The sequence below is a fragment of the Prosthecobacter sp. genome (assembly GCF_044222565.1).
Taxonomy (GTDB): domain Bacteria; phylum Verrucomicrobiota; class Verrucomicrobiia; order Verrucomicrobiales; family Verrucomicrobiaceae; genus Prosthecobacter.
In genome coordinates this window covers 17357-33881 of record NZ_JBGANA010000008.1, presented here as the reverse complement: position 1 = coordinate 33881, position 16525 = coordinate 17357, and the positions used below count along the sequence as shown (strand labels likewise).

Below are 16525 nucleotides of genomic sequence, written 5' to 3'. Positions count from 1 at the left end.
TCCGCCAACCACCTGCTTCCGTTAAGTAAACTTCACACCTGCATCTCCCGCCATGCTCACCGACCTGCTCCACGAAGACAAGGCGCTTAAACGCGTCACCCACAACACTCCCCAGAACGAAAAGCCGCAGTTTGAATGGAGGAGTGCGCTGGCCGCCGGCACGATCAGCATTCCACTGCCGGGCTCCACCAAGGTGCGGATCGGCAGCAGCGAGCGTGACTTTGATGTGGGCGAGATCGCCGACACGGTGGGCAACGCCATCACGGACCTGCTGCTGGCGCGCGAACGGCAGAGCGAGATTTTCAATGATTCCAACCGGAAGCTGGTGCAGGCGATTTCACGGGCGGTGGCGGAAGAGGTGACGCAGCGCACGGCGGACAGCAGCAGCGAGGCTCCCATGATGAGCACGAAGGAGATCTATCAGGTGATCGAGCGGGCGCTGGTGCGCCACAATGCGCATGATGTGGCCCGCAGCCTGGCCGAGCGGCGTAAACGTACTGAAACCCTTGCCAACTCCGACGCGAACGATGCAGGCTCGCTCCAACCCCTCATGGTCACCACCAAAGTCATCCGCCGCAACGGCCAGCTCGTCCCCTGGAACCACAACAAGATCGAGATCGCCGTGCGCAAGGCCTTCCTCTCCATGGAGATGGACTCCTCCCCTGCCGTGCAGGTGGCCGAGGCCGTGAGCCGCGCCATCATCAATGACGGCAAGCAGTTCATGCACATCGAAGACGTGCAGAACCTCGTGGAAGAAGAGCTGATGAAGCAGGGCTACTTCAAAGTGGCCCGTGCCTACATCCAGTACCGTGCGCTGCGCTCCACCATGCGCACCACCGACGAGCAGGCCGCCGCCATCGCGGACGAGCAGGAGTCCGACCAGCAGCAGACGCTGATCCTCGTGCGTGCTTCGCCCACGGAAACCTTCCTTTGGGACGGCCAGGACCTGAAGCGCCGCATCGACTTCGCCAGCCTCGGCCTCGACCTCATCCTCAATCGTGGCGAGATCGAAATGGAACTGCGCCGCTCCATCTTCAGCGACATCACCGTCGAAGCGCTCAAGACCACCATCATTCTCAATGCGCGCACGCTCATGGAGAAGGACGCCGATTTCGCGAAGTTCGCCGGCCGCATGCTCCTCACCTACATCTATGAAGAAGTGCTCGGCTGGAGCATCGTGGATCACGGCATCGAGCAGCTGCCGAACTTCCACCGCCGTGGCTTCCGCAAGAACCTCGCCCGTGGCATCGAAATCGAGCGCCTGCACCCGCAGCTCCTCAAGTATGACCTGGACAAGATCGCCGACGCTCTTGATCCCGCCGCGGACATGGACTTCGACTTCCTCGGCATCCAGACCCTGTATGACCGCTACCTGATCGTCGATAAAAAGACCAAGCCCTCCAAGCGCCTGGAAACCCCGCAGCTCTTCTGGATGCGCGTGGCCATGGGCCTCTGCGTGCAGGAAAAGGAAAACGCCGAGGACAAGATCATCGCGCTGTACCGCCTGTACAAAGGCCGCCGCTTCTGCTCCAGCACGCCGACGCTTTTCAACAGCGGCACGATGCACAGCCAGCTCTCCTCCTGCTACCTGTACAAGGTGGACGACAGCATTGAGTCCATCATGCAGCGCGGCATCGCCGACAATGCGTACCTTTCCAAATGGGCGGGCGGCCTGGGCGGCTCCTGGACGGCGGTGCGCGGCACCGGCGGCTACATCAAGGGCACCAACGGCGAGAGCCAGGGCGTCATCCCCTTCCTCAAGCTGCACAACGACCAGCTCATCGCCGTGAACCAGGGCGGCAAGCGCCGCGGCTCCGGCTGCGCCTACCTGGAAATCTGGCACAACGACATCGAAGACTTCCTGCAGCTCCGTGTGAACACCGGCGACGAACGCCGCCGCACGCACGACCTGAACACCGCCAACTGGGTGCCTGACCTCTTCATGAAGCGCATGGAGAACCGCCAGACCTGGACGCTCTTCCGCGCCAATGAAACTCCTGATCTCCATGAGCTCTACGGCAGCGCCTTTGAAAAACGCTATGCCGAGTACGAAGAGATGGCCGCCAAGGGCAAGATCTACGGCCGCACCATCGAAGCGCTGGACCTGTGGAAGAAGATGCTCAAGTCCATCTTCGAAACCGGTCATCCTTGGATCACCTTCAAGGATCCGTGCAACGTCCGCAGCCCGCAGGATCACGTGGGCGTCATCCACAGCTCCAATCTCTGCACCGAGATCACGCTGAACACGAGCTTTGAAGAAACCGCCGTCTGCAACCTGGGCTCCGTCCTCATCGACAACCACCTCGACGACAACGGCAACATCGATCACTCCAAGCTGCGCGAGACCATCCGCGTCGCGGTGCGCATGCTCGACAACGTCATCGACATCAATTACTACCCCACCGAGTCCGCGAAGACTGCGAACAGCCGTCATCGCCCCATCGGTCTCGGCGTCATGGGCCTCGGCTACGCGCTCTATCGCAAAGGCCTGCCCTTCGCTTCGAAGGAAGCCGTCGAATTCAACGACGAGTTCATGGAAGCCGTGGCCTACTACGCCTATGAGGCCAGCAGCGACATCGCGGCGGAGAAGGGCACCTACTCCACCTACAAAGGCAGCAAGTGGGACCGTGGCCTCCTCCCGCAGGACACCGTGGACCTCCTCGCCAAGGAGCGCGGCATGGACATCGACGTCCCCCGTGGCGGCAAGATGGACTGGTCCGGCCTGCGTGCGAAGATCGCCAAGAACGGCATGCGCAACAGCAACGTCCTCGCCATCGCGCCGACGGCCACCATCTCGAACATCATGGGCTCCAGCCCCTGCATCGAGCCCCTGTTCACGAACTTCTACACCAAGAGCAACCTCTCCGGCGACTTCATGGTGCTGAATCCTTACCTCGTGAAGGACCTCAAGAAGCGCGGCCTCTGGAATTCCGAGATCCAGAACAAGATCAAGTACACCGACGGCGAACTCGAAAGCATCGAGGAAGTCCCCGTGGACCTGAAGCGCAAGTACGCCACCGCCTTCGGCATCGACTGGGCCTGGCTGCTCGACGCCGCTGCACGTCGTCAGAAGTGGATCGACCAGTCCCAGAGCGTGAACCTCTTCTGCGGCGAGAGCGCCATGCAGACCCTCTCCCACATGTACCGCGCCGCCTGGCGCAAGGGTCTCAAGACCACCTACTACCTCCGCACCCGCAGCGCCTCCAACATCGAAAAAGCCACCAGCGAAGTCGAGAAGGAAAAGCGCGGCGTCGTCGCCACCCACCACGCCGCCGTAGCCGCCACCGCAGCCGCCGCCAAACAATACACCGCCGAAGAAGTCATGGCCTGCTCCATTGAGGCCATGCGGAACGGCGGGACGTGTGAGGCGTGCCAGTAGGCGCTCATCAACATTGATCCATTCAAACGGCGGGCATATTGCCCGCCGTTTTTTGTGTGGCCGAAGGTCCAAATGAATAGGTGACACGGGCAGGCCGGTTTGTTAACCTTCCGTGCATGAAGATTCCTTTCCATGCATGGATCGTCTGTGGCTTCGTGGGTGTTTCCACATCTCTGATGGGCCAAAGCCCTTCGCCTGCCAAATCAAACAAGGCGGTTGAGGATTGGATAGCTTACCGCAAACGCGAAGAGGAGAAGGAGCGTGCGTTCTTTGCAAGCGCCCGGGCCAATGAAGTCGCGCGCATGGAAAACGTTAACTTCAACGAAGAGTGTGTCACTGCCTCGGATCCGGCGGACCGACTGCTGTTTGAACACGAGCAGCATGTGAACAGCTTTCTCAGTGTTGCTTCGAAGCTGGGACTCCAACGAACGCTGGTCACTCATATGAGCAACCCGCGCCTTGCCACGCATGGTGGTGTGATGCATCCCGAGGAGTCTTGGAATGAAAACGGGCATTCTTATGCCCTGCTATCCCTTTGGGGGATGATCGGGGATCTCGACCAGCCAAAACCTAAGGCTTATCTCTTCCGAACTTCCCCGATGCTTCACCGCCAACGCCAGAATGCAGCCGAAGTGAAAACAGAACTTGCCATGGAAGAAGCGGCGCTCAACCGCTTCGAGAGCCACGCTCTCACCCTCCTTCGGAAGGGCGAAAAACTTGTGCGTTGGGAGTGCAAGGAATCCATGCATGCAGTTGGTGCCATTCGGGCGGAAGCCCAATGCTTGCGCTGCCACGACAACAACAAAGCAGGTGACTTGCTGGGAGCTTTTACATACAGTTATACGAAAGGGACGGCCTCACCACCCAACGAGCAAGCGAAGCTGATTCTGGGCCTCAACGAGGAGGGCAAAACTCCGCTCCAAATTGCGAAAGCCACCGGATTGTTGAAAGACAACAAAGAAACAACGGCCTTCTTCGCCGAGGCCAGCGTCGAACAAGTGCTTTTACAACATGGCGTCGTCACAAAGAAAATGCTCACCGACCAAGCCCTCCAGCGTCAGCAAGCACTCAAAACGGACCTCGGCCCAGTCAAAAAGCCTCAGGGGACGGTGAGTGGTGAATGATGCACGATTAAGTCGTCAAATTCAGGCCATGAACACCTTCAAACCCCTCTCCACCGCCGAGCAGATGAAGAAGCTGCAATCCGGGGGAAATGACGTCAGTGTGCAAAAAATCAAAAAACTGCCTCCGCAGCTAGTCCATCACGCTCAACCCCAAAAGCCCAACGGGCTTTCGTCATGCAGCCCAGGAGAGCCGAGCGATAGCGAGTGCTCTCCTGGGAACCTCGCCACCCACGATCCCCGCAGGATCAGGAACCTCAACGAGGTTCCGTCACCCGAACGGCCCACCGGCGGCGCTGCGCCCGTGACGGGACCGCGTTGCGGTCCTGGCACGCGAGGGTGGCGGTGGGGTTGGTTTCCTGCTTGATCCATTCAGCGGCGGGCGGTGGTGACCGCCGTTTTTCTTCGCCCCGCTCGACAATTAAAGAACAATAGATAGCATCGTGCGGATGAATCCTAATCAGCCCATCGGCCCCAGGTTCTACACCCCTGGCTCAGGTGCCGCGTATCAAGCCGCTTTGAGCGCAACAAAGCAGCAATGGATCGATCCACGCCACAAGGAGGCGTTCCAGTTGCTGAATCAAAAGCTGCGCGACGAGGAAACTGGCGGCGCCCGCAAGAACACGAGCTTTTTTCTGATCACGCTCCTCTTGTTCGTGGGCTGGATGGTGTGGAGCTCCTCAGACAACGGCACCGTTTCGGTAGTGCGGCTGGCCACGCTGGTAGGCACGCTTCTGCTGCATGAGTGCGGCCATTTTGTGGCGATGAAGTGTTTCGGCTACAGGGATGTTTCGATGTTTTTCATTCCTTTCTTCGGAGCCGCCGTCAAAGGCAGGAAGAAAGATGTGCTGCCCTGGCAGGAGGTGGTGATGACTCTTGCCGGACCACTGCCAGGCATTTTTCTGGGTGTGCCTTTGCTGCTGCTGTCCACCCAGGAAGGTCATTCGTGGCTGAATGAAATTGCCTTCATGCTGATCGTGATCAACGCGATCAATCTGCTGCCGATCAAGCCGCTGGACGGGGGGCGTTTTTTTGAGATCGTGCTCTTTTGCCGCTGGCGCTGGACATCCCAGGTCTTTGCCATTCTCTCGTGGATCGGCTTTATGATTTTTCTGCTCAAGGTGGTGGACATCTCCCCCATCATCGTGATCGGTCTGGTGATACTGCAGGCATCCGTGGCCTGGCGTCAGCGGAAAATGCGCATCAAACTGCGCGAGCAGGGCATCTCCAAGCAGCTCCAGCCGAACGGCGAGGCTGATCTGGAACAGGCTGTGAGCATGTTCCGAATCATCGACGAAGTTTTTGGGCCTAGCACCGTCCGTCCAACCCACCTCGCCGGAATCGCTAGCCAGCATCTTCAGCCCGAGCAGCAGCAGCAGCCCACTGGAGTCGCAGCCTCGATCGGGCTGATGGTCGTCTACGTTGGCACCGTCTCGCTGATCGTGGCCGCTGTGACTGCCTACGTAGTCCTGCGGTATCATTAGGCCACTGGCGCTTAGGCACGCATCGCCGGCGGAGATGTGGGACGCGGCTCGAGCGCAGAGCAGATAAGGACGCCTTGACCCTCACATAAAAGATGCCTGAAAGATGCCAGTCATTATTGAATGAGCCGCATCTCAAATCATTGTTTATCAATGTGTTATCGCAGCCGTTTATACACTGGGTTTGGCGCGCGATCGGGCTTGAGGGCTAGGGGCATAAACCATCGGGAGCCTGGATTGAATGCCCAGGCCTGTCAGGACTTGTTTCTTGCCGCGAGTGCTTCTGCCGGGTATTCTCCCGACCATGAGCACCGCCACGCTTCAGCAGTTCGGCCAGAGCCTGCCATCCTGGCTGGCCTTGGTGCAGCGTGGTGAAACGGTGGCCATCATGGACGGTGGGCATGAGGTGGCGCGATTGGTGCCGCCGGAGAAACCGAAGGCTGTGGCACCTGCGCCTGCATGGTCTTGGAAAGATCATCTGGCAGAGCTGGAGACCATCTTCCCAGAGCCGGTGATCGGCGCAGCGGAGGAATTGGAGTTATCGCGGGAGGACCGTTTTTGATGCCCGCCTATGCGGACTCCAGCCTGTTGTTAAAGCTCAATATCCGAGAGCCGGAGACTACAGCAGCATGGCAGGTGGTGAACCGCCTGCAGGAGCCGCTGGTCTTTACCCCGCTGCATCGTCTGGAAATGCTCAACGGCATCCGGCGCTGTGCAGCCACCAAAAAGGTGACACGCGCCCAGGCGGTGCGTGCCATGCTCTTGCTCCGCGCTCATGTGCAGGGCGGACGCTACACACTGCCGGTGGTGCCGTGGCAGGCAGTTTTCCAGCGCGCCCACCACCTCAGCCGCAAGCACGCCCGCAAGCTGCTGGTGCGCTCTCTGGACTTGCTGCATGTGGCTTTGGCGCTGGAGATCGGGGCCACCGAGTTTTTGACCTTTGACGATCGTCAAAGGCAGACTGCCAGCGCCGAGGATTTGAAGGTGCTCCCCTGATTGGGTGGCCTCCACCTCATGCCAATACCCCGGCATCAAATTCCCCATTCCCGCCAGGGAATGGAGGGCTGTGGAAACGAGCCGGGCAGTAGCACTGGCAATCCTGGCTGTGAAGAGAGCGCCGCTAACGGGCGGGAATGCCCGTGCTACTTATCGCGTCGGCGCGCCTCAACGTTCTGCGCTTAATGCCACGACGAACGTGCCCAAACCGCCTGCCATTCGTGCCAGACGTTTTGCTCATCGAACGGCTGCCGGGTGAGGGTCTGAATGGGCTGAAAAACCCTGAATTGAGGCTGGAAAACAGGTCAAAATCTCTTGATAAAATACCGATTCATACCATGATATGCCCATGGTGATAATCACCGAAACGAGCGCCTCGTTGCCCGCCTCCGGACGGCGTTTGGAAGAAAAAATGCCGTTCATCCTGTGCATCAAAAATCGGTTTCAGCCCTGCCGCCAGATATTATGGAAACAGCCACACACGCTCTCATGGGTGCGATCGCCCAGCAACGTCCTCTGCGCCGCAAGTGGCTGTTTCCCTCGCTGAAAATCGACGGTCGTGAGATCAGCGCGGAGGTTGCCAGGCAGCGGCATTGCGATCATCTGCGGAAAGGGCCGCATGTGGCCCTCCAGTCGGACGGCAAGCCTTTCTACCGCATTCAGTGTCCTGACTGCGGTGAGAAGCTTAGCCTGCAGCTCCCGCACTCCAGTGTCCCAAACCGCGAGAGGTGCCCGCAGTGGAATGAGGAACTGTATCAGAAGCGCCTCAACGGTGGCTATGGGGCTTACGATCAGATCCGGGCGGCTGCCGTCGCCAGGCGGAAGGCGGAGTGGCGGGCGGTCTATCATCGCTATCTGGCATCTGCGGATTGGCAGTCGGTGCGTCAGCGCGTGCTCAAAAGAGCCAGGGGCATCTGCGAGGGATGCCTGGAGGCTGCGGCCACGCAAGTCCACCATCAGACCTATGCCCATGTGGGTGATGAGCTTCTCTTCGAGCTGGTGGCGATCTGCCGCCCCTGCCATGAGCGCCTGCATCCCAAGTCTTCGACCGGCGATTCAGAGCTTCTCGAAAGGCACCTGCAAAAAGTTGATGTTTACGGATGCTGAACCCGGCCGGGTGCTGCTGTGCAAGGCCTGAACAGAGGCCGTGAGCGAGGCCCAAAATGCTTGATCAAATACCCATTCATACCACAACCTACCTATGGTGATCCCGACTGAAATGATTGCCGCGCTGCTCGCTTCGGGCCGGCGCTTTGAACTCACCCCCGAGGGTGGCGTGATCGTGGATGCGGAGCCATCCAAGGCCAGCCGGCGTGCCGAGAGGAACCGCCGCTACTATGAGTCACAGCGTCTGCGTGCCGCTGAAAACGTCTCACCATCGTCTGAACCCGTCTTGGAGTGTCTGGATGCGTCTGAATCGTCTGAAAAAACAACACCTCTCCCCCTCTCTCCCTCCCACCCCCTTTCCCCTCAGACTCCCCTTTCCCCCGCCCACCCACACGCCCCCACACCTGCACAAGGGCGAGCGCCCGCGTACGTACGCGAGGCCGAGACGGGTCGAGGCCAGGCAGCGCAGCCATCGGCAGCGCAACGCCTGTCAGCAACACAGAAGCCCAAACGCCGTGGACTGCCGGTGGATGACGCGGTGTGGCTCGCGCACCTCGCCACGAACCCGGCGTATCAAGCCCTCGACATCCCGGCGGAGCTGGGGAAATGCACCGCCTGGTGCGAGCTGAAACAAAAGCGCCTCAGCCGTGCGAGACTGCTGAACTGGCTGAACAAAGCGGACCCGCGCATCACCCTCAAAGGCCTGGAGTCTTCCAGCGGCACAGAGCCCCATGCCGGCCGTGGAACCCAGGCGGAGCTGGAGGCCTACGCGATGCAGATCGGACTGCCGGCCAGCGACGGCGCCTCGATGTTCAACCACTGGCAGGCGAACGGCTGGATGAACGGCCAAAACGCGATCAAGGACTGGCAGGCCGGACTGCGCAAGTGGCGCGATCAAGGCTGGCTGCCTTCGCAAAAAGTGATTCACCGGCCCGCGCCAGCGCCGATGACACGCAGTGATTCCGCGAACCGACCGGGACGGTATGCGTAGAAAGCGAGTTCTTGCGCCAGCTAAGTTGTCAGGAGCCATGCTGGAAGGATTCATGCAGGTGCCACGAATAAAGAGGGCAACACCGAGCGCTGCCAGGAGGCGGTGGACCGGCTTGCGGATCAATCCAGCTCGCCCAACTCCAGAAGGAGATGCCGCTGATTGAGATTGTCTGTGTCGTTAAATCGGAGCAACCACGCCGTGGTGCGGCCCACGGCGGTGAGGCCGAGAATGTAGGGGCCTTCCCGCCGAAAGTGTTCGTCCCAGCGGTCTCTTCGCGGGTGATACAACCGGGTCAGCTCACCTGAGTCGGGATCGATGCTGGAGAGATTCGGGCCTTTGACCGCATTGCACCAGGAGCAGGCGAGAGCGAGGTTTTCCTGCGCGTCGGTGCCGCCATGCTGCTGGGCGATGATGTGCTCGATGTGAAAGGGGTTTTCCTCCTCGTCCTGCTGACGCAGCCGACAGTACTCGCAGCGGTTTCCCGCGCGCTGCCGCACCTCGTTTCGAATGGCGGGTTCCATGCCTCAGGCAGCCTGGCGTTTCAGAAAGAGCCTGGCCTGAAGTTTGAGCATCGACATCATCTTGCCTGCATAGATGTAGCTCCAATACTCGGACTCCTCATCGCGAGCGAGCCGCCCCTCGTTGGCCTTGGCCGCCAGTTCTTCCATGCGGGCCGTTTTGGCAGCGTCGGGTTCGATTTGAACGATGTTTGCCGCCGTCTCAGCCGTGAAGCACGGACGGGCCGGATCGAGCATCTTTTCGAGGCTGGAGAATGCGTTCATGACAGGTGGAGTCTGCCACACCGTCTTATGGGCCGCAACCCTGCTGTGTGGCATAGAGGATACGGCTGGAAGCCCGTTCACGCGCTTGATTCACGGCGGTTTCCGAGAATCCTGGGTGCATGAAGACACCTGATCCTCTCACCATCGCCGCGCAGATGAAGGTGCTGCAATCCCGGGAGGATGTGGCGACGTGGGCGCTGGCGCATCTGGGGCTGCCGCCGGAGTGGCGGGACACGAATGAAGAGGGCAACACGGAGCGCTGCCAGGAGGCGGTGAACCGAGTCTTCACGCTGACGCGCAAGGACATCGAGGACAGCCTCGCGGCGCAAGGCCTGCAGCCCGAGAACCTGCCGCCGGTGAGCACCGAGGTGGGCAGTCGCGACGGCAGCTATTTCATTTCCAAACGGCGGGGCGAGTGGGAGTTCTACTATCAGGAACGCGGCTTCCCCTATGTCAGCGCCACCTTCGATGATCTCGCGGAAGCGCGGAAGCTTCTCATCAATTACTTCATCCCCGTCTGGCTGGATCACCTCCACGTGCCCTGCCGCACGAAAGAGGGGAAGATGATCAAGGAGTTGTAGAGCCAAGAACTCGAACGTTGGGAGGAATAAAACGCGTCCTCACAAATGCCCCGGCGGCGGATGACGGTCACGCAGCGATTCTTCGCGCCGAATGCTCACAGCTATGGGCCGATTCATAGCGAGCGCCTGTACCGTGGCACGACCCGTGGGGGTAATGCCTGTCAGTTCACAATCGCGCCAACGAAAATGCAGATTCCAAACATCGCGCCGGGGATTAAACAACGGCTCCATGAAATTAGTGATGGGATCGATCGCACTCACACGGGCCGATTTGCGCAATGAACATGAAACACAGGCAAGAGCCAGGTTTTCAGATTCCGTCTGCCCATCTAGACTCGCCGGGTGAATGTGATCTATGTGAAACACGGCTTCCTGGCCTTCCTGTGACAGACCACAGTACTCGCAGCGGTTCATCGCACGCTCGATCACCTGCCAGCGCAACGAATTTGGAATGCTCATGCAGCCGCCCTGGCCTTGAGTCCGAGATACGTCAGCGTGTCCGCCAGATCCACCAAGCCCTCGGCTTCACGCCGTTCCTGGTCGGTCAAGACTTGACCGGAATCCTGCTTGTCCAGCAACGACGTCAGCCGCTCATTCACGCCTTCAGGCAATTTGAACCGCGCCAGATCGTCCGGTAATTCGAGATCGAGGTGAATCGACTGTGACATAAGTAGATTCTATCGTTTTCCCTTCTCCTGCGCAACGGCTCAATTCCCGCCGCAATCCGCCAGCACCACCTTCGCCGCATTGAAGCCGCAGAGGCCGGTGACGTTGCCGCCGGGGTGGGTGGAGCCGCCGCAGAGGTAGAGGCCGGGGATTTCAGTGCGGTAGGTGCCTGCGCCTTGGAAGGGGCGATGGTAGCCGATTTGATCGTTCGCGAAGGAGCCCACGAGCAGATCGCCGCGCCTCATGTTGGGCAGGAGTCGTTCGGTATCGAGGGCGCTGCGGGTGAAGGAATCGAGCACGGCCTCGCGCAGATTGGGGGCGTGCTGCTGCCAGAGCGCCAGCATCTCGCGGCCATGGGCGTCTTTTTGAGCGTCCCAATTTTTGGCATCGCCATGCAGGGCGTAGGGCAGCTTTTCCCACATGAAGGCGGTGTGAGCGCCGGCGGGAGCCTGTGAGGGATCAAACTGCGTGGGACAGGCACCCCACATGACGGTGCGCGGAATCTCGCCACGCTCATGCGCGGCGACGATGTCATGAAACTGCGCCACGTCATCGAGCCCGAGGATCATCATGAAGGCCTGGCTCAATTCGGGATGCTTTTCCGCTGCGGTGTAGCGCGGTGGCTCGCGCAGGTTGAGGTTCAGCGCAAAGAGAGGAGCGAGGAGGTTGTACTCAAACGCGGCCGCCTTTTCACGCAGGTGCGAAGGCGCGACATCGGCGGGAATGAGATCGAGAAAGGTCTGCTGCGGATTCAGGCCGCTTGCGACAAATTGCGTGGCCTCGATGCGGTCTCCCGTGATGGATTCCACGCCGCAGGCGCGGCCATTACGCGTCAGGATGGAACGGGGCTGCCAGCTGGTGAACACCTCGCCGCCATGCTCCCGCAAATCGGCACACAGGGCCTCGGCGAGACGACGCGAACCGCCGATGCACATCTGCGCCTTGCGCGGGCTGGCGAGCAGCGCGGGAATGGAATGCCCGAAGCCTTTCTGCCGCAGATCGACCTCTCGCAGGCCATTGAAGAAGAGCAGGCCCGCACGCACGGCGGGGTGCTCGAACTCGCGCATGACAAACTCGACGGGTGAGAGGGCCTGCACCTCCAGCAGCGTGCGGCCGAGGGGACTTTGCTGCAGCATGGCGATACGCTCCGCCGGCGGCAGCGGTGCGTTTTGCGCCTCGGGGATGAGGATCTGCTCCACAATGGGACGGAAGCGCTCCGTCCACTCGCGCAGGCGCTCGGCATCGCGTGGCGAGATGGCGGCAAAGGAGGCGTAGGTTTTGTCGAAATCCGTCCACCATTCCAGCACGCGGTCTTCGGGCAGCAGCATCGCCACATTGAGCTCGGGCTCGATGTAGCGCACGCCATGGCGCTCCAGCTCCAGCTCGCGATACCACGGCATGGCATTGATGCCGCGATGGAAGAAGGAATGCGTGTTGTGATTAAAGCCTGAGCCGTGCGGATATTCCACCGTGGCCAGACCACCGCCTGCGACAGCGTTTTTCTCCACCACCGCCACCTTCAGGCCCGCGCGTGCTGCGTAGCAGGCGAGCACCAGCGCATTGTGCCCGGAACCGAGGATGATGCCGTCGTAGGTCATGATTGCGTGATAAAACGCGGTCATGAGGTGAACTTACACACGAGAGGGGAGAGATCAGCATGCAGGCTCCTCCGTAGGACGGGCGTGGCGCAAGCCCGCCCGTCTGCCAGCGCGCTGCCAGATTTGCGGCATATGGCGTTTCGCAAAACTCATTTCCGTTTAGCAGGCTGTTTCTTGATCGCGGATCATGGGCTTCGACGGCGGCTGGCTGAGGACAGCCAGCCCTACCAGCGCTGAGCATGCGAGCACCCAGCGCGAGGTAGGGCGGCTTGTCCTCAAGCCCCCGCCGAGTGTCCCCTCGCTCGCTTTCCGGAAATCTGTTTTGGAAAACACGATAATACCACGCGCGATTGAAACCGAGGTTGAGCAGGTTTGTGCACGGGCAGCGTGGCGCTCCGGTCGTAGGTTGGATGTGTTTGGCGTCGGGCGTGTATCCTGCTCCACAGCGCTCTCCGCCAAACCGTCCGACCACGAGGGTGCTCGCACGCCCCGTTGTTTGCGGAACGCGGATCGACGGGCGGGCTGTGCCACACCCATCCTACGACTGGCGGGCATGCAAGCATGGGCTGCCAGATTTGCGGCGTACGGACGTCCTCGCAGTAGGGCGGTTTGGCGGAGGGAACTGAGAAGCGTGGGAATGCGTTCGACGCCAAACACGCCCAACCTACGGCCCGGCTGGCGCACGATCCGCGAACGACCTCACTGCTGAGGGCGGGTGTTCCATGTCTGCAGGTGGATGTTCTGGCGGGTGTGGTGTACGGCGGGCTCGAAATGGGTCCAGACGAGGCTGAGCTTGCCGGGGGCATCGACCTTCCATTCGCTGAGATTGGGCGAGCCGTAGGCGCGCTGCTGACGCGGATCGATTTTTTGCTCACCATCCTCGAAGGCCAGATCTTCCAGTTTCCAGCCATCCAGGGTGACGTGGAACTCCGCTTTTTCGATGCTGTCTTTCCAACTGCCGCCGGTGCGTGTCGTGTAAGAGAAAAAAGTGTCTCCCATAACGGAGCGGCCATTGGTGGCGATGTACTCACGCTCCACGATCACTTCACGATCCGGCGGGAAGGTCACGGTGATGGTATAAAAGTCGGCGACCGCATCGGCGGGGTCGGCAGACTGCCCGAGGTGGCATTTTGAGGTTTTCAAATCCTGCCAGCCACGCTGTTTTTTCGAAGCCACCTCCTTGCCGTCCACACGGCTGATCATGGAGCGAATCGTTCCGGTGTCGCTATCCGTGAGGAAATCCGGGAAGCCCAGGATCTGCACGGCATCCGCCCCCGCTTTGCTGCTGCGGAAGACAAAGCGGCAGTGCACATGCGTCTCCGTCTTTCCAAAGGTGATGTCGATCTTTTCCGACACCATGCGCACGACGGACTCCCCGCCCTGAAACTCACCCACGGGCTCAGGGCCGTGCGCACCGAGATTCATGCTGGCATCATTTGCCGCCAGCGGGGTGGTGGCGATGCCGAAGATGATTCCCAGCAGCAGCCGTGTGTGGATAAGCATGCGATCATACAAGCCAGTCGTATCCCGGCTGGCAAGCAGCATCTGCTTCGAGTTCGTCTGCGTCCGGGGGATCAGATGGAAACATCCGTGTCTTCAGAATCTCCACCCGCCAGCGGCTTGAGGATCATGCCGGCGGCGACGGTGTTGTTGGTCTGCTCGTCCACGAGGACGAAGCTGCCGGTGGTGCGGTTCTTGGAGTAGGGGTCGAAGAAGATCGGCGCGGCGCAGCGCAGGCGGACGCAGCCGATGTCGTTCAGCGCGAACTCCTTGCTGGCGGCGCTTTTTTCCAGCGTGCTGATGTTCACCTTGTAGAGCACATCGGTGACGACGGCACGCACATCATTGGTGGTGTGGCGCAGGTGGAAGCGGCTGCGGGGCTTGAGCGTTTTCTTGTCGGCAAACCAGCAGATCATGGCATCAAACTCCTGGTTGGTCTGAGCAGGCTCGCCGGCCTTGACGATCATTCCGCCGCGGCTGGTGTCGATCTCATCGGCCACGGTGATGCTGTAGCTGAGCTGCGGGATCGCCTCTTCCTGCGGGCCTTCGAAGGTATGAATGCCGGTGATCTTTGATTTCATTTCAGACGGATAGACGAGCACATCATCGCCCACCTTGAAGGTGCCGCTGGCCACGCGACCGGCAAAACCGCGATAGTCGTGCAGGTTGCCGACCTTGGCGTCTTCGCGGTCGGAGATGGGGCGGATGACCCACTGCACGGGGAAGCGCGCTTCATCCGCGGCAGTCTCGGTGTGCACCTGGGCGGTCTCGAGATGCTGCAGCAGCGAAGGGCCGGTGTACCACGGCGTGTTGACGGATTTTTCCACCACGTTGTCGCCATTGAGCGCGCTCATGGGAATGGGAGTGACGTGCGGCAGATTGTCGAGGCCTTTGGCAAAGGCCATGTACTCGGCCACGATCTTGTCATAGACAGCCTGGTCAAAATCCACGAGGTCCATCTTGTTCACCGCCAGCACGATGTGACCGATGCGCAGCAGGCTCGCGAGATAAGTGTGGCGCATGGTCTGCTCGATGACGCCCAAGCGTGCATCGATCAGGATGATCGCGAGATCCGCCGTGGACGCCCCCGTGACCATGTTGCGCGTGTACTGAATGTGCCCCGGTGTGTCAGCGATGATGAACTTGCGCTTCGGCGTGGCAAAATAGCGGTAGGCCACGTCAATCGTGATGCCCTGCTCGCGTTCAGCACGCAAGCCGTCCGTGAGGAGTGCGAGATTCACATGCGCATCGCCACGACGCTTGGAGGATTCTTCCACGGCGAGAAGCTGGTCTTCGAAGATCGACTTCGAGTCATACAGCAGGCGGCCGATGAGCGTGCTTTTGCCATCGTCGACGGAGCCAGCGGTGGTGAAGCGGAGGAGGGAGGATTCGGTGGGATTAACGAGAACGTCCATGGTAAAAACTAGATGGGAAAGAGGGATTTAGGCAGCAGCCTCAAGAGCTGCTCAAATGGCTTCAAGCTGGAGGAGAGATGGCGTGACTACCATTCATCTCCGGTATCGGGAGGATTGTTGGGGACTTTGGACAAGATGCGGAGGAACTTGTCCTTATGGGGTGACTGAGTGCATCTCAGATTCAAGGCTTCAAGAGCCTCAGCCTGCTCAATTTCTGAAGCCACCATGTCAGCAACGAAGCGGGCAGGCTCTTTGCCTTCCTTGTCGGCGTCTTTCTCCAGGCGCTGAGATGTGGCCTCGTCGAATTGGATTGTCAAAAGCGGCATGTTATTTGAGGCGACTGCTCCAGTAACCCGGACGGCGTTTGCTGTGCGCGATGGCGACGATGATGATCGCGTCAGGGTGGATGAGATAAATGAGGCTGTAGGGGTAGCGCTTGATTCGAATGGTTCGGATGTCTGGCCGGATTTGACGATAGCGGGCAGGGGCTTTGAGAATTTTGGCGATGGTATTATTCGTTTCTTCGATGAAGTGATTCGCAGCCTGATCACTTCGCTTTCGATACCAGCGCAGGCCATCGGCAAAATCTCGCTTCGCTCCGTCTGCCAGCTGGACTCTCATGCGGGACGTTGGAGAGATTCGCGGGCTTCCTGGAGCACATCCTGCCAGTCGTGCATCTGGCAGGTGCCAGCCTCAACTTCAGCAACCCGGCGGTCGATCTCTGCCATCCATTCGGGCGAAAGCGGCGGACCTTCCTCCTCATTGTCGAACTCATCGTCCAGCGATTCCGAGAAGCGGTCGAAAAAGGCCACGCGCTCTTCTTGAGTGAGGCGCTTGGCGGCTTCGAGCAGGCTGTCAACCGGACTGAGAACGCTGGTGTTCATGGGTGGAGAGTAGCACAGGTTCGA

The 16525-nt window shown here is 60.1% G+C and carries 19 protein-coding genes; 8 read left to right on the top strand and 11 right to left on the bottom strand.

Going from position 1 to position 16525, the window contains the following annotated elements; genetic code table 11:
• Positions 1-52 precede the first annotated feature (52 nt).
• The 5 genes from ACILSR_RS13300 to ACILSR_RS13280 all read left to right on the top strand — a co-directional run bounded on the left by ACILSR_RS13300 (position 53) and on the right by ACILSR_RS13280 (position 6977).
• Positions 53-3379: a ribonucleoside-diphosphate reductase subunit alpha gene (locus ACILSR_RS13300; protein WP_395750267.1), complete on the top strand. Its 3327-nt coding sequence runs from the start codon at positions 53-55 to the stop codon at positions 3377-3379.
• A gap of 116 nt (positions 3380-3495) precedes the next feature.
• Entirely contained in the window at positions 3496-4503 is a 1008-nt protein-coding gene (locus tag ACILSR_RS13295; RefSeq protein WP_395750266.1) for a hypothetical protein, read from the top strand.
• 446 nt (positions 4504-4949) lie between these two features.
• Positions 4950-5984 carry a site-2 protease family protein gene (locus tag ACILSR_RS13290; RefSeq protein WP_395750265.1) on the top strand — a complete coding sequence of 345 codons (1035 nt, stop codon included), beginning with the start codon at positions 4950-4952 and terminating at the stop codon, positions 5982-5984.
• A gap of 301 nt (positions 5985-6285) precedes the next feature.
• Positions 6286-6543, top strand: coding sequence for a type II toxin-antitoxin system Phd/YefM family antitoxin (locus ACILSR_RS13285; protein ID WP_395750264.1), 258 nt, complete (start codon positions 6286-6288; stop codon positions 6541-6543).
• Positions 6543-6977, top strand: coding sequence for a type II toxin-antitoxin system VapC family toxin (locus ACILSR_RS13280; protein ID WP_395750263.1), 435 nt, complete (start codon positions 6543-6545; stop codon positions 6975-6977). Before ACILSR_RS13285 ends, ACILSR_RS13280 begins: the two co-directional genes overlap by 1 nt.
• Positions 6978-7214: 237 nt before the next feature.
• On the opposite strand, the gene ACILSR_RS13275 is transcribed toward ACILSR_RS13280, so the two are convergent.
• Positions 7215-7400 (bottom strand): hypothetical protein, encoded by a 186-nt coding sequence (locus ACILSR_RS13275; protein WP_395750262.1) that lies wholly within the window; start codon positions 7398-7400, stop codon positions 7215-7217.
• Between the two features lie 66 nt (positions 7401-7466).
• Here ACILSR_RS13275 and ACILSR_RS13270 point away from each other — a divergent pair, with 66 nt between their 5' ends.
• Both ACILSR_RS13270 and ACILSR_RS13265 read left to right on the top strand, forming a co-directional pair.
• Positions 7467-8084 carry an HNH endonuclease gene (locus ACILSR_RS13270; protein ID WP_395750261.1) on the top strand — a complete coding sequence of 206 codons (618 nt, stop codon included), beginning with the start codon at positions 7467-7469 and terminating at the stop codon, positions 8082-8084.
• Between the two features lie 94 nt (positions 8085-8178).
• Complete coding sequence (locus tag ACILSR_RS13265) at positions 8179-9075, top strand: hypothetical protein (protein WP_395750260.1); 897 nt, start codon at positions 8179-8181, stop codon at positions 9073-9075.
• 119 nt (positions 9076-9194) lie between these two features.
• Here the strand turns inward: ACILSR_RS13265 and ACILSR_RS13260 are convergent, their stop codons facing one another.
• Entirely contained in the window at positions 9195-9596 is a 402-nt protein-coding gene (locus tag ACILSR_RS13260) for an HNH endonuclease (protein WP_395750259.1), read from the bottom strand.
• 3 nt (positions 9597-9599) lie between these two features.
• Entirely contained in the window at positions 9600-9857 is a 258-nt protein-coding gene (locus tag ACILSR_RS13255; protein ID WP_395750258.1) for a hypothetical protein, read from the bottom strand.
• Between the two features lie 119 nt (positions 9858-9976).
• Here ACILSR_RS13255 and ACILSR_RS13250 point away from each other — a divergent pair, with 119 nt between their 5' ends.
• A complete protein-coding gene (locus ACILSR_RS13250) occupies positions 9977-10438 on the top strand; it encodes a hypothetical protein (RefSeq protein ID WP_395750257.1) in 462 nt (153 codons plus the stop codon).
• A gap of 39 nt (positions 10439-10477) precedes the next feature.
• Here the strand turns inward: ACILSR_RS13250 and ACILSR_RS13245 are convergent, their stop codons facing one another.
• The 8 genes from ACILSR_RS13245 to ACILSR_RS13210 form a co-directional block, all read right to left on the bottom strand.
• Positions 10478-10897 (bottom strand): HNH endonuclease, encoded by a 420-nt coding sequence (locus tag ACILSR_RS13245; RefSeq protein ID WP_395750256.1) that lies wholly within the window; start codon positions 10895-10897, stop codon positions 10478-10480.
• Positions 10894-11106 (bottom strand): hypothetical protein, encoded by a 213-nt coding sequence (locus ACILSR_RS13240; protein WP_395750255.1) that lies wholly within the window; start codon positions 11104-11106, stop codon positions 10894-10896. Before ACILSR_RS13240 ends, ACILSR_RS13245 begins: the two co-directional genes overlap by 4 nt.
• 39 nt (positions 11107-11145) lie before the next feature.
• Positions 11146-12726: a phytoene desaturase family protein gene (locus ACILSR_RS13235; RefSeq protein WP_395750254.1), complete on the bottom strand. Its 1581-nt coding sequence runs from the start codon at positions 12724-12726 to the stop codon at positions 11146-11148.
• A gap of 675 nt (positions 12727-13401) precedes the next feature.
• Positions 13402-14205: a hypothetical protein gene (locus tag ACILSR_RS13230; RefSeq protein ID WP_395750253.1), complete on the bottom strand. Its 804-nt coding sequence runs from the start codon at positions 14203-14205 to the stop codon at positions 13402-13404.
• A 71-nt stretch (positions 14206-14276) separates the two neighbouring features.
• Positions 14277-15617, bottom strand: coding sequence for a sulfate adenylyltransferase subunit 1 (locus tag ACILSR_RS13225; RefSeq protein ID WP_395750252.1), 1341 nt, complete (start codon positions 15615-15617; stop codon positions 14277-14279).
• A gap of 86 nt (positions 15618-15703) precedes the next feature.
• Positions 15704-15943, bottom strand: a complete 240-nt coding sequence (locus ACILSR_RS13220) for a hypothetical protein (protein ID WP_395750251.1) — start codon at positions 15941-15943, stop codon at positions 15704-15706.
• Between the two features lies 1 nt (position 15944).
• The gene (locus tag ACILSR_RS13215; RefSeq protein ID WP_395750250.1) at positions 15945-16238 is read right to left on the bottom strand and encodes a type II toxin-antitoxin system RelE/ParE family toxin; all 294 of its coding nucleotides are present in this window, start codon (positions 16236-16238) and stop codon (positions 15945-15947) included.
• A complete protein-coding gene (locus ACILSR_RS13210; protein ID WP_395750249.1) occupies positions 16235-16501 on the bottom strand; it encodes an addiction module protein in 267 nt (88 codons plus the stop codon). Before ACILSR_RS13210 ends, ACILSR_RS13215 begins: the two co-directional genes overlap by 4 nt.
• Between the last annotated feature and the right edge of the window lie 24 nt (positions 16502-16525).

Bases quoted from the DNA above. Each gene is read 5' to 3' on its own strand.
- ACILSR_RS13300 (WP_395750267.1), top strand. From the start codon at position 53: ATGCTCACCGACCTGCTCCACGAAGACAAGGCGCTTAAACGCGTCACC.
- ACILSR_RS13295 (WP_395750266.1), top strand. From the start codon at position 3,496: ATGAAGATTCCTTTCCATGCATGGATCGTCTGTGGCTTCGTGGGTGTT.
- ACILSR_RS13290 (WP_395750265.1), top strand. From the start codon at position 4,950: ATGAATCCTAATCAGCCCATCGGCCCCAGGTTCTACACCCCTGGCTCA.
- ACILSR_RS13285 (WP_395750264.1), top strand. From the start codon at position 6,286: ATGAGCACCGCCACGCTTCAGCAGTTCGGCCAGAGCCTGCCATCCTGG.
- ACILSR_RS13280 (WP_395750263.1), top strand. From the start codon at position 6,543: ATGCCCGCCTATGCGGACTCCAGCCTGTTGTTAAAGCTCAATATCCGA.
- ACILSR_RS13275 (WP_395750262.1), bottom strand. From the start codon at position 7,400: ATGAACGGCATTTTTTCTTCCAAACGCCGTCCGGAGGCGGGCAACGAG.
- ACILSR_RS13270 (WP_395750261.1), top strand. From the start codon at position 7,467: ATGGGTGCGATCGCCCAGCAACGTCCTCTGCGCCGCAAGTGGCTGTTT.
- ACILSR_RS13265 (WP_395750260.1), top strand. From the start codon at position 8,179: ATGGTGATCCCGACTGAAATGATTGCCGCGCTGCTCGCTTCGGGCCGG.
- ACILSR_RS13260 (WP_395750259.1), bottom strand. From the start codon at position 9,596: ATGGAACCCGCCATTCGAAACGAGGTGCGGCAGCGCGCGGGAAACCGC.
- ACILSR_RS13255 (WP_395750258.1), bottom strand. From the start codon at position 9,857: ATGAACGCATTCTCCAGCCTCGAAAAGATGCTCGATCCGGCCCGTCCG.
- ACILSR_RS13250 (WP_395750257.1), top strand. From the start codon at position 9,977: ATGAAGACACCTGATCCTCTCACCATCGCCGCGCAGATGAAGGTGCTG.
- ACILSR_RS13245 (WP_395750256.1), bottom strand. From the start codon at position 10,897: ATGAGCATTCCAAATTCGTTGCGCTGGCAGGTGATCGAGCGTGCGATG.
- ACILSR_RS13240 (WP_395750255.1), bottom strand. From the start codon at position 11,106: ATGTCACAGTCGATTCACCTCGATCTCGAATTACCGGACGATCTGGCG.
- ACILSR_RS13235 (WP_395750254.1), bottom strand. From the start codon at position 12,726: ATGACCGCGTTTTATCACGCAATCATGACCTACGACGGCATCATCCTC.
- ACILSR_RS13230 (WP_395750253.1), bottom strand. From the start codon at position 14,205: ATGCTTATCCACACACGGCTGCTGCTGGGAATCATCTTCGGCATCGCC.
- ACILSR_RS13225 (WP_395750252.1), bottom strand. From the start codon at position 15,617: ATGGACGTTCTCGTTAATCCCACCGAATCCTCCCTCCTCCGCTTCACC.
- ACILSR_RS13220 (WP_395750251.1), bottom strand. From the start codon at position 15,943: ATGCCGCTTTTGACAATCCAATTCGACGAGGCCACATCTCAGCGCCTG.
- ACILSR_RS13215 (WP_395750250.1), bottom strand. From the start codon at position 16,238: ATGAGAGTCCAGCTGGCAGACGGAGCGAAGCGAGATTTTGCCGATGGC.
- ACILSR_RS13210 (WP_395750249.1), bottom strand. From the start codon at position 16,501: ATGAACACCAGCGTTCTCAGTCCGGTTGACAGCCTGCTCGAAGCCGCC.